Genomic DNA, 12,460 nt, shown 5'->3' with positions numbered 1-12,460 from the left:
TGCCGCAATTGGGAGCATGTGCTCTTATCCTGGACGGAGAAGCTCTGGAGGACACGATGGATCCCGCGCCGGCGAAGCACTACGACTCGTGCAACAACCTGGCATTGCGTAAGGCGGCTCGCTATCTCGGCGCGACCTATGACAAGGCCCTGGCCTCGGCCGGTCTCCGCGCGACGCAGTTCAGCATCCTGCAGAAGCTCAGCGTCCACGGCGAGACGACGATCACCGGGCTGGCCGAAATGATCGCCATGGACCGCACGACGCTGGCCTCGAACCTCAAGCCACTCGTCCGGGAGGGGCTGGTGACCGTCGAGTCGTCGCCGTCCGACCGCCGTGCGCGGGTCGTCACGATCACACCTGAGGGGCTCTCCCGGCTGGAGGCCGCGCTGCCTCTGTGGCGGGACGTGCAGGCCCGGTTCGAGGAGACCTTCGGAACCGGCGAGGCGGCCCGGCTGCGCGCCTCCCTCGGAGCCGTCCTCCACACCGGCTTCCAACCCTGGGCCGAGTGAGGCGCGGCTCTGGGAACACCACCAAGAGCAGCCGGTTCCCGCCGCCACGTGCCCCCGCGGCCACGTGCCCCCGGCCACGTGCCCCCGCGTCACGAGCCCCCGCGACCATCAGTCCCTGGCCACGAGCCATGTAAGCCCGCGGCGCGGTCGCTCGAGCGGTGTCAGCCCAGGTAGAAGTCCCTCCGGGCGGTCACGAAGGCCTCGATCGTCTGGGCGGGCGCGCCGGTCATGCGTTCGAGGTCGCCGGACGTGCGGTCGTAGCGGTTCTCCCGGTGCAGCCTGGCCATGGTGGCGATGTGCTGTTCGGTGTGCGGCGGCAGGCCCGCCTTCGCGAGCACCTCGGCCCGCCACCGGTCCAAAGGAACGTCGATGTAGGAGACCGGACGTCCCAACGCCTGCGAGAACTCCTCGGCCATCTCGTTCATGTCCACCGCGCGGGGCCCGGTCAGCTCGTAGACGTGCCCGATGTGCGGGGCCGGGTCGCGCAGTACGGTGGCGGCCGCCCGCGCGACGTCCTCCGCGGCGATCGGAGAGGTGCGCCCGGTGCCGAACGGCAGTTCAATGGTGCCGCTCGCCCGGATCGACCGCGCCGCCAGCGTGGTGAACAGCGGGTTGTCCAGGAACGACGTCGGACGGAGGTGCACGACCGGCAGGCCCGACCAGTTCAGCACCTGCTCCGCCAGCCAGTGCAGCCGTTGCTGGTGCGACTCCGCGGTGCTGGTCGCGGTCATCTGCGACACCGTCATCTGGGACAGCCCCACCAGGCCGCTGAGTGCACCGTGCTCTCTCGCCACGGTGGCCACCACGGTCGCCGCCAGCAGGTGGTCCGGCGACACGGGCATCGCGAAGTACATCCGCCCCACGCCCTCCAGCGCGGCCGCCACGGTCTCGGGCCGGGTCAGATCGCCGACGACGACCTCCGCGCCGAGCGCGCGCATCTCGGCGGCACGATCATCGTCGCGGCGGACCATCGCCCGCACCGGCACATCCTGTGCGCGCAACCGGTCGAGGACCATACGGCCCACGCCGCCGGCCCCGGCGATGAGTACAAGGTCACTGGCGACCATCGGTCGAGCTCCTTATCGGTGACCGCATCTGAGTGCGGGTGTGGTCAGGCATGCCATGCCGCGTGAAGGAACGGCGGACCCGCGGCCGAGTCGGCGGAGGGTCGTACCCACAGGACGCCGCGTGGTGTGACGCGACAGTGCGCCCAAGCGCGGGCACAGGACACGGCCATTCCGGGCCGGGTGCCTGCGTACTGCGATAAGAGCATATGCTCGTATATGAGGGACGGCAAAGCGGTGCGCAGCGTGGCGGCATGCCCGACCGGCACGTCCGGCCCTCATCGACGCCGAGAATCAAGGGAAACAAATGGATCTGAAACTCGAAGTCATCGTGCTGCCCGTCTCCGACGTCGACCGGGCCAAGGCCTTCTACGAGAAGGCGGGATTCCGCCTGGACCTAGACAAGGCCGCCGGTGAGGACTTCCGCGTGGTGCACCTCACGCCGCCCGGCTCCGAGTGCTCGATCATGTTCGGCGAGGGGATGACCCCCGCCGCGCCGGGATCGGCCCAGGGCCTGTACCTGGTGGTCCGCGACATCGAGCAGGCTCGCGCGGAGCTCGTCGGCCGCGGCATCGAGGTGGGCGAGGTGTTCCACGATGCCGGAGGGATCTTCCACCACGGCCACGCCGCCGGAGACGTCGTCCACCGCGCCGCGGGGCAGGCACGCGTCGCCGGCCCGCACGAGCTCCGCGCCGACTACGGCTCGTATGCCGCCTTCAGCGATCCGGACGGCAACGGCTGGGTGCTCCAGGAAGTCAAGCAACGAGCCCCCGGCCGCTGACAGGGACGATCGGTGGCGGACTCCAGGGACGCCGGCCGAAGCACCGGGTACCTTCCTGCCGCGTGCGGGGGGCCCGGTGTCCATCTCGAAGTGTCACCGGGGTGATCAGCACCGACGGCCTCCGTGCGACCACTCAGGGAGACGGCGGCGTACGGCGGGTGGCATGAGTCAGGGGCGGTTCGTCAGCCGGGCGTAGGCGGCGGGGGGCATGCCGACGGCGGCGGTGAAGTCGCGGGTCAGGTGGGCCTGGTCGGTGTAGCCGAGTTCGACGGCCAGCGTGGCGAGTTCCAGGCCGTCGTTGATCCGCTCGGCGGCCTCGTGCAGCCGGAAGCGGCGGATCACCCACTTGGGGCCGATGCCGACATAGTCCCGGAACAGCCGCTGAAGCGAGCGGACCGACCGCCCCGATCTGGCGGCCAGCTCGTCCACCCTCGTCACGGACCCATCGCTCTCCACCATGTCCACCAGCGCCGCGACCTCCTCGGCGACGGGATCCCGCACCGGCTTGAGACTCGACAGGAAGGTCTCGATGAGTGCGATGGCGGCCGCGGTGTCGGGCTCGGCCAGGACGTCCTCGACCAGGGCTGCGCCGGCCGGGCCGTACATCTCTCCGATCTCCACGAAACGGCCGGTCAGCTGGGACACCGGGCCGTCGAGGAACGGACGGAAGCCGCCGGGCCGGAAACGGACGCCGAGCACGCGACCGTCGCCTCGCATCGTGTAGGAGAACCCGCCCTTGATGACCCCTGCGATCCGGTGGAAGTCCCAGGTGATCGTCATGTTGACGGTCGGATGCGAGACGATGCGCTGTTCGTACGGCTCCGCGAGGCCGGTCCAGGTCACCACCCAGAAGTGGTCCACATAGGCCGAAATGTCGGATGACGGCGCCTGGCGGGCGAAGTCGAAGGCGGCGAGCCCCGCGTACGGGTTCACCCAGCCGCGCTGTCGCGTTTCTACAAGCCGCGCCTCGGGCGAGCGCGGCATGATGGCAGCCATGGACGACATGATGCCGGTGATGAGGCGTGCCACCGAACAGACCGCGAGATTGGTGCGCGGAGTACGGGACGAGCAGCTCAGCCTCCCGACGCCATGCGAGAAGTTCGACGTCAAGAACCTGATCAGCCACATCGAGTGGGTGGCGGAGATGTTCGAGTCGCTGGCGCGCAAGGGGCCGAGAACCGTGCAGGGCCCTTACGCGGGCGACTTCCCCGAACGGGCGGAGCGCATGCTGGCCGCCTGGACGAAGCCCGAGGCGTGGGAGGGCACCAGCGACATGGGCCTGCCGATGGCCACGTTGCCCGAACTGTGGCTGGTCGACATGGTGGTGCACGGCTGGGACCTGGCCACGGCCACCGGCCAGGAGTACGAACCGGACGCCGAGGCCGTCTCGCGGGCGGAGCGCTTCACCGACCAGATGGTCGAGATGGGCAGACAACGCGGCGCCTTCGGCCCCCCGGTGGCCGTACCGGACGACGCCCCGCCCTTCGCCCGCCTCCTCGGCCTCATCGGCCGCGACCCGGCCTGGACCCCGTGACCTACCCTGCTCATTGCGAAGGGTGACGGCGGACCGCCGTCACCCTGGGCTCTGTCGACCGAGACCGCCGTGCGCTCCGACCTTCAGCAGCTCTCGCGGACGTTGATGGTGGCGGGGGCGGTCTGGGTCACTGTTCCGTCCGAGGCCCACACCTCTGCGACGTAGGTTCCGACGGGGGCCGGTGCTACTGTCAGCTGGACGAATCCGTTGATCGTCGAGCCGTAGTTCGAGCCGGGCAGGATTGGTGTGCCGCCCACGCTGGTCGAACCGGGGGGCAGGTTCCGTATTCCGGTCGTGAGGGTCGTCGACCAGGTTCCATAGACCGGAACAAAGAAGTACGTGCCCGGGTGACCGTATTGCGATGTGACGCAGATGCGTTGCCCGATGTCGCGCACTTCCCACGTCGGCGCTGTGCTGACCGATGAGGTCTTCGTGGCGGAGGCCGTTGCCGAGGCCGGTAAGGCGCCGGACACCGTCAGCGCCAGCCCGGCTGTCACGCCGAGCGTCAGTCTGAGGGCGCGAAGGGTCGTTCTCACTGGTACCTCCTGGACGTCGAGGTGCAGATGATTACTACCGCGCTGCCATTATTGACTGTTTCAACCACTTTGAGAAGACGCGCCTGTTGAGTCTCGGCAGACACAGATTTCATCGCTCTGACCGCCGCCGGACGCGGCTCTGTCCTCCATGCGCGAGGCGCACGTCCGGAGAGGGCATCGACGCCTGAGGAGGCCGCTCGTGGCGGGCTCACGTGCCGGTACGGGCGTGGCGGGTGAGCAGGGCGGCCTCGGCGATGGGGGTGTCGGAAAGGGTGACGCAGCGGGCGTATGGATGCGCGGCCCGTGCGAAGCCGGCCAGGACGTGCCCCGGCGGTGTCTGGATGAACAGTGCCGTGCCGAGTTCGCCGAGCAGCGCGTTCGCGTCACGCCATCTCACCGTCGTGGCGATGCCGTGGGCGAGGTCGGCAAGGACGGTGTCGGTGTCGCGGAGCAGCCGGCCCGCGCCGCCGATGAACGGGACCGTGAGCCGGCGCCGGGGGATCGCGGCCAGATGGTCGGCCATGACCTCGGCGACATGGCCGAGGAGCGGGCAGTGTGAGGGCACGCCGATGTCGAGACGCTGGACGCGGCGGGCGCCGGCGCGGGACGACTCGGCGGACAGGCGCTCCAGCGCGCGAACGCCACCGGAGACCACGACCATCTGGTCGGTGTCGATGACGGCGACGTAGAGCGGGTCCGCGTCGGTGGCGGCCGACGCGACGACGCGCCGCACCTGCGCGACGCCCAACCCGAGTACGGCCGCCATGCCATACCCGCACGGATAGGCGTCGCGCATCAATTCGCCGCGGTGGCGTACGGCGATGAGCGCCTCGGCGAAGGTGAGGGCCCCGGCGGCGACGGCGGCGGCGAACGCGCCCGCCGAGTGCCCGGCCACGACGTCCGGAGTCGCGCCCTCCGCGGCGAGTGCCCGGGTCACGGCGACCCCGGCGACGCACAGGGCGACCTGCGTGGTGACGGTGGACCGCAACGCGGGTGCGGAGTCCTGCCGCGACGACCCGGGCAGTATTTGCTCCGCCTCGGCGAGGGTCGCGATGACGGCCGGGTGATCGGGCAGGTCATGGAGCATCCCCGGTCGCTGGGTCCCCTGGCCCGGATACAGGTACGCGACCCTGAGACGGTCGGCCGTCCATGGGAACGGCCGCTCCACGGCGACGGACGCCGGATCAGCCGCGGGGTTGGGAGAAGCCGTGCCGCCGGATCGTGGGCGGGGCGGGTGGCCGGCGGTCATGCGAGCGCCCAGGGGTCGTCCACCAGTTCCGGGCCGTGGTCGGTTCGCACCATGACCGGGTCGTCCGGGCGTGCCCAGTCGGCGAGGGCGATCCCGCCGAGGGGGGTGTCCAACTGGCAGTCCACCCGGGCGGGCAGGGCGGCGAAGGCGGTCGCCAGGTGCGCGGCCCGCGCTCGATCCAGCCGGTGCGGGGTTCGGACCAGCAGGTCCAGGTCGCTTCCGGAATGGGTGACGACGCGCCCGGTGGCGAGTTCGAAGCCGACTCCTCCGGTGGGCCCCCACACCAGACCGCCATCTCCGGGTTCTCCTCCCGGCTCGTTGGCCAGCAGTGAGGCGACGGCGGACAGGGTGACGGCGAGCCGGCGATCGGCGGGGCGCCGAGCCCGCAGGTCCTCGGGCGACACGGTGCGGGTGACCGCGTGGGAGGGGACCAGCGCGGCATGACGCTGCCACCGGTCGGGGCCGCGTACGCCGATCGGGATGAGGCCGAACGGATGCGGCGCCCGGCGCACGACGACCCAAGGGCAGACGGCGAGCGAGGCCGAGGCCCACCCCGGCAGCGCGTCTTCCAGCCGGGGGTGGTCGGGCAATGCGGGCTGGTTCGGATTGAACGGTGCGTCTTGGAGCGCGGCGCAGGACCAGTCAGGCAGCGCGTCAGCGATCTCCGCGATGTCGGTGATCCGCACCAGGTCGTGCGGCCGCCATCGTTGTCGCCCGGTCACCGCCACTGGGCCGTGAGCGCTTCGTGGATGCGGCGTGAGGCGGCCCGGGTGCGCAGGGCGGCGGGTGAGGTGAGGCGGTCGCTCAGGTCGCGAGGTCCGTGGCGGGCTCGTCCGACGGCCGCGGTCAGCGCGGCCCGCACCCGCCGCACGTCCTCGCCGGTCGGCTCGTCGGCATCGCCGACGTCCAGCAGTTCGTCGCACAGGCCGAGCTTCGCCCAGTCGGCGACGTCGTAGGACAGCGGAGGGATGCGCCGGGCCAGTTCCTCCAGCTCGGCGACGGTCCGCCGGGTCACCCGCGCGGCGGCCTGTTCGTGCATGGCGTGGATCACCACCTTCGGGTCGTCCAGCGCCAGCATCCGGCCGGCCTGCGAACCGTGGGCGAGGAATCCGCCGGACAGCGCCGTTCCGACGATGAGCGCGATCACGGGATGCCCGGCGGTGCGGGCCGAGGCATAGGCGTCCACGGCGGCGGCCAGCGCGTGGTGGATGCCCAGCAGTTCCTCGACCCGTCCGTACGCCTGACTGGGCACGTCGACGACCGCGACGATGGGACGACGTCGCTCCTCGGGCAGCCCGGCGTCCGTGGTGACGACCTCGGTCACCGCCTCGGCGAGCGCGAGCCCCTCGCGGAGCCCGACTTCGCCCCGACGAGCACGGTGGTAGGGGCTGCTCGGGTCGGGCACGACGGCGAGCAAGCGGGCCGAATCGTCCCCCAGCATCACGTCCGCCGTCACCATGGACGGGACCACGAACCCCACTTCCCCTCCGGCCAGCCCGCGTATCCAGGCCAGTCCCCGCGACGCCGTCGCCGCGTCCCTCGTCATCGTCGGGCGCCCCCTTTCCCCGGGTGCGGCATTGGCGGGTACGGGTGCGGTGTTGGCCGGTACGGCGCTTTCCCCGGGTGCGGCGTTCGCGGGTACTGCGGATTCGCCGGGTGCGGCGTTCGTCCGTGCGGCGCTGCCGACAGGAGCGGCGTTCGTCCGTAGGGCGGGCAGGTCGGCCGGGTCCGGCGGGTGCGCCGGGTCGACGGCCTCCAGGAGCGCCCGCAGCTCGCCGATCCGCTGGGAGCGGTGCTCGTCCGGCACGCCGCGTCCCAGGGCCTCGCGTACGGCGGATCGCACCTCGGCCACGTCGTCGGATACGAGCACGTCCGCCAGACCTGTCGCGGTGCGCTGCGTGCCGCCGTGGATAGCCCAGATCAGCGTGTGGTCCGAGGCGTCGAACTCGGCGACGCCCGCCTCGGACTCGATCACCTCGGGACCGTTGAGCCCGAGACGCCCCTCCCTCGTCATGATCAGCTCGGTGCAGAGCGCGGCGGCGATGCTCATGCCGCCGAAGCAGCCCAGCGCTCCGGCGATGACGCCGATGGCGGGGCTCAGCGCCCGCAGCTCCAGGACCGCCGAGCACACCTCGCCGACCGTGGCCAGGCCGAGGTTCGCCTCCTGCAGGCGCACCCCACCGGTCTCCAGCAGCAGGATCGCGGCGGTCGTGACGCCGTGCCGATTGTCCTGGGCGGCCAGGGACAGCGCGGCGGTGATCTTGGCTCCGGAGACCTCTCCGATGCCGCCGCCCTGGAACGCCTGCTCGATGGCGATCACGACCACCGGTCGCCGGTCGAGTTCTCCCTTGACCACCACGACGCCGTCGTCGGACTGCTGGACCACCCCTTGGGCCGCCAGCCAGGGGGACTCGATGCGGTCGAAGGGGCCGCACAGCTCGCGGGCGGTGCCGTCGTCGAGCAGCGCGGTGGCGCGCGCCCGGGCGTGCAGCTCGATGAAGCTGTCGCGGGCGAGCGGCGCCACCCGGTCCGGCGCCACCCGGTCCGGGGGCGCCTGTCCAGGGAGCGGCGCGGAGGTCATATGCCGCCCTCCTGGATCACCTGCCGCAGGCGCAGGGTGACCACGCCCGGCGTCGCCCCGAAGTCGTTGAGCTCGAAGCTTCCGGCGACACGGTGACGCGCGAAGAACCGCTCCAGCACGGTGCGCCACACCGTGTCGAACCCGTCGACGCTGGTGCGCACGCGTACCCGAGCGCCGCCGGACGCCTCCGGGGTCATGAGGATCTCCAGGTCCCCCGACCCCACCACCCCGACGTGCGCCCGCCGGGCGGGCTCTCGATCGGCGGGGAACTCGTAGTTCAGCGTCTGCATGCGGGACGCCTCCCTTGACGTCGGCACGGCCGTGCGTCGCCGGGCGACGTCCACGGGACAAAGTGGAGGAAGAGGGCCGCGGCCAGCAGATCGGCGCTACCGCCAGGCGACAGCCGCCGGGCGGCGAGCCGCTCGTCCAGTTCCAGGAGCGCGGCACGTCCGCGCCGCGTACCGGCGCCGCCCTCGGCCAGGACGCGCTCGGCGCCCGACCGCACGACGCGCAGGCCGTCCAGCCCTCCCCGGTACAGGACGCAGGTGTCCTCCAGCAGGCTCATCACCGCCAGCAGGGCGTCCAACCGGGCCGCGTCCTGCTGGAGCCCGGCCGCTCCGGCCAGGCGTAGTCGCGGGAGCGCGACGTCGATGACGTGCGGAAAGGCCGCCACGGCCTGGCCGCGCGCCCCGCTCACCCCGTACCGGCGCCGCGCCCGCTCGCCATGGGAGATCGCCCCCGCCGGGACGTTCCGGTCGGGAAGGCCGGCGAGCCGCGCCGCCACGCGAGCGGCCTCGCGGTCGGTGGCGGCGCCGATGGCGGCGGCGGCGACCAGCAGTCCGAGGGTCCACAGCGCGCCGCGGTGCGTGTTCACCCCTCCGGTGACCCGTGACATGGCGGCCTCACCCGCGCGGCCGATCCGTCCCAGTTCCTCGCGAAGCGCGAGTAGCCGTCGAGGTTCGTACTCGTCGCGCGGCCCGTGTCCCCGGCGGGGTTGGAGTTCCTCGCGCAGGCCGAGTTCCCCGCGAGGACCGGCGCCGGTTGCCGTCCGCCGGGCCGCGTCGGCGAGCGACCGGAACGCGGGCCGCAGCGCCTCGGCGGAGGCCAGCAGGAGCGCCAGGTCCATGTCCCCGTGCGCGCCGGCGCCGCGCCCGTCGACCAGGCCGGGCTTGGGGCTCAACCGCGCCTCCTCGCACAGCGCTCGGACGGCCATGTCGGCGAGCACGTCCGCCGAGGGCCTCGGTGCTCGTGCCGGACTCCGCTCGCGCATCGTGGACATCGGGCCTCACCAGGTCCGGAACCGGGCCGGTGGATCGTAGAGGCCGCCCGACCAGGCGACGAGATCCTCGACGCTGCGCGCCGCCAGCAGGCGTCGTTGCGCCTTGCGGACGTCGACCCCGAGGTCCTCGGGCAGGGCGACCAGGCCGTCGCGGCGCAGCGCCTCCACGCGCCGCTCGTCCATGTCGCGGCCGACCGGGGTGGCGCCCGCGACGGCCGCGACCGCCTCGCGCCGTTCGGCCATGCTCGTGGCCTTGAAGAGGTAGGCCACTCCCTCTTCGGTGACCACGTGGCTGACGTCGTCGCCGTAGATCATGATCGGGGGTATGGGCATGCCCGTCTCCTCGCCGACCAGGACGGCGTCCAGGGACTCGACGAACGCCGGAGTGCCGCCGGAACGGAAGGTCTGGGTGACCTGCGCGACGAGCTTGCGTCCTCGGATCGCTGGCGCCTCACCGGTGAGCAGGCTGAGCCACGCGGGAGAGGCGTGCCTGCGGCCGTGCGGATCGTGTCCCATGTTGGGCGCTCCGCCGAAACCGGCCAGGCGCCCCTCGGTGACCGTCGAGGAGTTCGCGCAGGCGTCGATCTGGAGCGAGGAGCCGATGAACAGATCGACGGCGTACTGGCCCGCGAGCTGACAGAGCACTCTGTTCGACCGCAGCGAGCCGTCGGCGCCGGTGAAGAAGACGTCGGGGCGGGCGGCCACGTAGCGTTCGGTGCCGGGTTCCCCGCCGAAGCAGTGCACCGATTCCACCCAGCCGCTCTCGATGGCGGGGATGAGCGTCGGATGCGGGTTGAGCGTCCAGTGCTTGCAGATCTTGCCGCGCAGGCCCAGCTCCTCGCCGTACGTCGGCAGGATGAGCTCGATCGCGGCGGTGTCGTAGCCGATGCCGTGGTTCAGCGTGGTCACCGAGTGACGCTCGTAGATGCCGCGCAGCGCCAGCATGGCCATCAGGATCTCCACCTGGCCGATGTGGCGCGGGTCGCGGGTGAACAGCGGCTCCAGCGCGAACGGCCGGGGGCTCCGCACGACCAGGTCCACCCAGCCGCCGGGGATGTCCACCCGGGGGACCTCGTCCACCAGTTCGTTGACCTGGACCAGCACCACGCCGTCGTGGAAGGCCGCCGCCTCGGCGATGGTCGGGGTGTCCTCGGTGTTGGCGCCGGTGTACAGGTTGCCCTCGCGGTCCGCCTGCTCGGCGCAGAGCAGTACGACGTCCGGCGCGAGGTCGACGAACATCCGCGCGTACAGCTCGACGTAGGTGTGGATCGCCCCCACCTCGACCTTGCCGTCGGCGAGAAGCTGCGCCATGCGCACGCTCTGCGGGCCCGCGTAGGCGAAGTCGAGGCGGCGGGCCACGCCCCGCTCGAACACGTCCAGATGCTCGCGCAGGCTGATGGAGGAGATCAGCAGATGCAGGTCGTGCACCACGCCCGGATCGCAGCCGGCCAGCGCTTCGGCGAGGAAGTCCGCCTGCTTCTGGTTGTCCCCTTCGAGGGCCACCCGGTCGCCAGGGCGGAGCAGCGCCTCCAGGGCCTCACGCACGTGTCCGGCGTCCAGCACCCGTCCGGAGGCGAAGGGCCGCACGGCCTCCAAGCGCTCACGCTTGGCGCCCCGCCGCCGCGCCCAGTCTCTGGCGCCCGTCTCCCTGCGTCCCACTGTCCAGCCCCCGGTCGCGAACATGGGTGCTGCTCACCATGCCTCCGAACACGGAGCAACTAACCCATACCCCCGCAAAATGTCCTCCGCTGCTTCGGTGGGGAAGCCTCGCGAGGAACCGGCGGCCCGTGATGCCCGAACGGATGAGTTGATCCCTCTGCCACCGAACAGGCCGGGCACGGGCGCACCGCTGGGACTCCGCGTCAGGAGATGGCCCCCTGCTTCAACCCGCCGACGAACACCTCCCACGCCGCCCCCTCGCACACCAGCACCGGTCCTAGGCGATTCTTACTGTCGCGCACGCCGCGACGGCTCCCGGAGAGACGCGCGACCTCAACACAGTTGCCGCCATTGCTTCCTGAGCGGGTCGATTTGATCCACTCGGCTGCCCGCAGCTCGCGGATCAGCTCGTCCATCGCTGCACCGTCTCCTTGATCAGCTCTAGGGAATCGCGTTGTGATAATGCTTCGGAGCGAATTCCCTCATATCTGAATGCTAGGGTCCGCACGGTTTCTGTCCAGTCGGTCACTTGGGCATTCGAGGCCGCCTCTACGTATGCGGTGTCGGGGGTCCCCTGAGCTTGGGCGATGGCGAACCCGCCCAGGAGACCCGTCGTGGAATAGGCGCGGAAGGGGAGGACCTGGATGACGATCCTCGGGCTCTGACCGGCTTCGAGGAGGTAGGTGAGCTGCTCGGCCATTACGGCCGGACTGCCTATGTGCCGGTGCAGCACTCCCTCATCGAGGACGACCCAGAGCATGGGGGGTTTTGGGCGTCCGAGGATCGCCTGTCGTTCCATTCGCGCCGACAGGTGTTCCTCGACCTCCTCCGGGCTCACGCCGGGTTCTCCGCTCAACATGGCCTGTGCGTAGCTCTTGGTCTGGAGAAGACCGGGAACGAGGAGAGGTTCCCATGTCCGAAGGGACTCGGCCGTGGTCTCCACGTCCAACCAGGGGCGGAACCATGGGGGAGCGGTGGGGCGGCTGACCATGGGCCACAGGCGCATGAGGGCGCCTTCGGCTTGTAGTGCCTCGTCGCAGCGGCTGGCGAAGTCCTCGGACGGGGAGCGCCGCGCCGTCTCGATCATGCTGATCGTGCCCACGGAGTAGGGGATCGCACGGGCGAGGCGGATCTGCGACCATCCGCGTTCTTTCCGGTGTCGTCGCAGCTCGAAACCGAACAGGGCGGTCGGGGATTCGGACGGGTTGAGCTCGCTTTCCTTTGGCATGGGGGGCTCCGGGTGGCCTTCCTCAGCGTTTCACCGAGGG

Annotated in this window: 14 protein-coding genes; 3 read left to right on the top strand and 11 right to left on the bottom strand. The window is 71.2% G+C overall.

The window, feature by feature from the left end:
- Nucleotides 1-56: 56 nt before the first annotated feature.
- Nucleotides 57-509, top strand: coding sequence for a MarR family winged helix-turn-helix transcriptional regulator (locus tag ABZT47_RS01510; protein ID WP_354834893.1), 453 nt, complete (start codon nucleotides 57-59; stop codon nucleotides 507-509).
- 161 nt (nucleotides 510-670) lie between these two features.
- Here the strand turns inward: ABZT47_RS01510 and ABZT47_RS01505 are convergent, their stop codons facing one another.
- Nucleotides 671-1,576, bottom strand: coding sequence for an NAD(P)H-binding protein (locus tag ABZT47_RS01505; protein WP_354834891.1), 906 nt, complete (start codon nucleotides 1,574-1,576; stop codon nucleotides 671-673).
- A 304-nt stretch (nucleotides 1,577-1,880) separates the two neighbouring features.
- On the opposite strand from ABZT47_RS01505, the gene ABZT47_RS01500 reads away from it, so the two are divergent.
- On the top strand, nucleotides 1,881-2,354 hold the full coding sequence (locus tag ABZT47_RS01500) for a VOC family protein (protein WP_354834889.1): 474 nt from the start codon (nucleotides 1,881-1,883) through the stop codon (nucleotides 2,352-2,354).
- A 168-nt stretch (nucleotides 2,355-2,522) separates the two neighbouring features.
- Here ABZT47_RS01500 and ABZT47_RS01495 read toward each other — a convergent pair whose 3' ends face one another.
- Nucleotides 2,523-3,350, bottom strand: coding sequence for a helix-turn-helix domain-containing protein (locus ABZT47_RS01495; protein WP_354834886.1), 828 nt, complete (start codon nucleotides 3,348-3,350; stop codon nucleotides 2,523-2,525).
- Here ABZT47_RS01495 and ABZT47_RS01490 point away from each other — a divergent pair.
- Nucleotides 3,349-3,888, top strand: a complete 540-nt coding sequence (locus ABZT47_RS01490; protein WP_354834883.1) for a TIGR03086 family metal-binding protein — start codon at nucleotides 3,349-3,351, stop codon at nucleotides 3,886-3,888. The genes ABZT47_RS01495 and ABZT47_RS01490 overlap by 2 nt on opposite strands.
- Nucleotides 3,889-3,971: 83 nt before the next feature.
- On the opposite strand, the gene ABZT47_RS01485 is transcribed toward ABZT47_RS01490, so the two are convergent.
- The 9 genes from ABZT47_RS01485 to ABZT47_RS01445 all read right to left on the bottom strand — a co-directional run bounded on the left by ABZT47_RS01485 (nucleotide 3,972) and on the right by ABZT47_RS01445 (nucleotide 12,420).
- Nucleotides 3,972-4,424, bottom strand: coding sequence for a DUF5980 family protein (locus tag ABZT47_RS01485; RefSeq protein WP_354834880.1), 453 nt, complete (start codon nucleotides 4,422-4,424; stop codon nucleotides 3,972-3,974).
- Nucleotides 4,425-4,632: 208 nt separating this feature from the next.
- The gene (locus ABZT47_RS01480; RefSeq protein WP_354834877.1) at nucleotides 4,633-5,673 is read right to left on the bottom strand and encodes an acyltransferase domain-containing protein; all 1,041 of its coding nucleotides are present in this window, start codon (nucleotides 5,671-5,673) and stop codon (nucleotides 4,633-4,635) included.
- On the bottom strand, nucleotides 5,670-6,395 hold the full coding sequence (locus ABZT47_RS01475; protein WP_354834874.1) for a malonate decarboxylase holo-ACP synthase: 726 nt from the start codon (nucleotides 6,393-6,395) through the stop codon (nucleotides 5,670-5,672). The genes ABZT47_RS01480 and ABZT47_RS01475 overlap by 4 nt, the downstream gene beginning before the upstream one ends.
- Nucleotides 6,392-8,254 carry a biotin-independent malonate decarboxylase subunit beta gene (locus ABZT47_RS01470; RefSeq protein WP_354834871.1) on the bottom strand — a complete coding sequence of 621 codons (1,863 nt, stop codon included), beginning with the start codon at nucleotides 8,252-8,254 and terminating at the stop codon, nucleotides 6,392-6,394. Before ABZT47_RS01470 ends, ABZT47_RS01475 begins: the two co-directional genes overlap by 4 nt.
- Complete coding sequence (locus ABZT47_RS01465; RefSeq protein WP_354834869.1) at nucleotides 8,251-8,544, bottom strand: malonate decarboxylase subunit delta; 294 nt, start codon at nucleotides 8,542-8,544, stop codon at nucleotides 8,251-8,253. Before ABZT47_RS01465 ends, ABZT47_RS01470 begins: the two co-directional genes overlap by 4 nt.
- Nucleotides 8,532-9,533: a triphosphoribosyl-dephospho-CoA synthase gene (locus ABZT47_RS01460; RefSeq protein ID WP_354834866.1), complete on the bottom strand. Its 1,002-nt coding sequence runs from the start codon at nucleotides 9,531-9,533 to the stop codon at nucleotides 8,532-8,534. Before ABZT47_RS01460 ends, ABZT47_RS01465 begins: the two co-directional genes overlap by 13 nt.
- A gap of 6 nt (nucleotides 9,534-9,539) precedes the next feature.
- Nucleotides 9,540-11,216, bottom strand: a complete 1,677-nt coding sequence (gene mdcA, locus ABZT47_RS01455) for a malonate decarboxylase subunit alpha (protein ID WP_354834863.1) — start codon at nucleotides 11,214-11,216, stop codon at nucleotides 9,540-9,542.
- 179 nt (nucleotides 11,217-11,395) lie between these two features.
- Nucleotides 11,396-11,608 (bottom strand): DUF397 domain-containing protein, encoded by a 213-nt coding sequence (locus tag ABZT47_RS01450; protein ID WP_354834860.1) that lies wholly within the window; start codon nucleotides 11,606-11,608, stop codon nucleotides 11,396-11,398.
- Complete coding sequence (locus ABZT47_RS01445) at nucleotides 11,596-12,420, bottom strand: helix-turn-helix transcriptional regulator (protein ID WP_354834857.1); 825 nt, start codon at nucleotides 12,418-12,420, stop codon at nucleotides 11,596-11,598. The genes ABZT47_RS01450 and ABZT47_RS01445 overlap by 13 nt, the downstream gene beginning before the upstream one ends.
- Nucleotides 12,421-12,460 lie beyond the last annotated feature (40 nt).

The sequence above is a fragment of the Sphaerisporangium sp. NPDC005289 genome (genome assembly GCF_040607455.1).
In the GTDB taxonomy this organism is placed as follows: domain Bacteria; phylum Actinomycetota; class Actinomycetes; order Streptosporangiales; family Streptosporangiaceae; genus Sphaerisporangium; species Sphaerisporangium rhizosphaerae.
This window is presented reverse-complemented; position numbering and strand designations above follow the sequence as displayed.

Coding starts and splice junctions, on each gene's coding strand:
- ABZT47_RS01445 (WP_354834857.1), bottom strand. CDS start 12,420: ATGCCAAAGGAAAGCGAGCTCAACCCGTCCGAATCCCCGACCGCCCTG.
- ABZT47_RS01460 (WP_354834866.1), bottom strand. CDS start 9,533: ATGTCCACGATGCGCGAGCGGAGTCCGGCACGAGCACCGAGGCCCTCG.
- ABZT47_RS01480 (WP_354834877.1), bottom strand. CDS start 5,673: ATGACCGCCGGCCACCCGCCCCGCCCACGATCCGGCGGCACGGCTTCT.
- mdcA (WP_354834863.1), bottom strand. CDS start 11,216: ATGTTCGCGACCGGGGGCTGGACAGTGGGACGCAGGGAGACGGGCGCC.
- ABZT47_RS01505 (WP_354834891.1), bottom strand. CDS start 1,576: ATGGTCGCCAGTGACCTTGTACTCATCGCCGGGGCCGGCGGCGTGGGC.
- ABZT47_RS01465 (WP_354834869.1), bottom strand. CDS start 8,544: ATGCAGACGCTGAACTACGAGTTCCCCGCCGATCGAGAGCCCGCCCGG.
- ABZT47_RS01450 (WP_354834860.1), bottom strand. CDS start 11,608: ATGGACGAGCTGATCCGCGAGCTGCGGGCAGCCGAGTGGATCAAATCG.
- ABZT47_RS01510 (WP_354834893.1), top strand. CDS start 57: ATGGATCCCGCGCCGGCGAAGCACTACGACTCGTGCAACAACCTGGCA.
- ABZT47_RS01490 (WP_354834883.1), top strand. CDS start 3,349: ATGGACGACATGATGCCGGTGATGAGGCGTGCCACCGAACAGACCGCG.
- ABZT47_RS01495 (WP_354834886.1), bottom strand. CDS start 3,350: ATGGCTGCCATCATGCCGCGCTCGCCCGAGGCGCGGCTTGTAGAAACG.
- ABZT47_RS01500 (WP_354834889.1), top strand. CDS start 1,881: ATGGATCTGAAACTCGAAGTCATCGTGCTGCCCGTCTCCGACGTCGAC.
- ABZT47_RS01470 (WP_354834871.1), bottom strand. CDS start 8,254: ATGACCTCCGCGCCGCTCCCTGGACAGGCGCCCCCGGACCGGGTGGCG.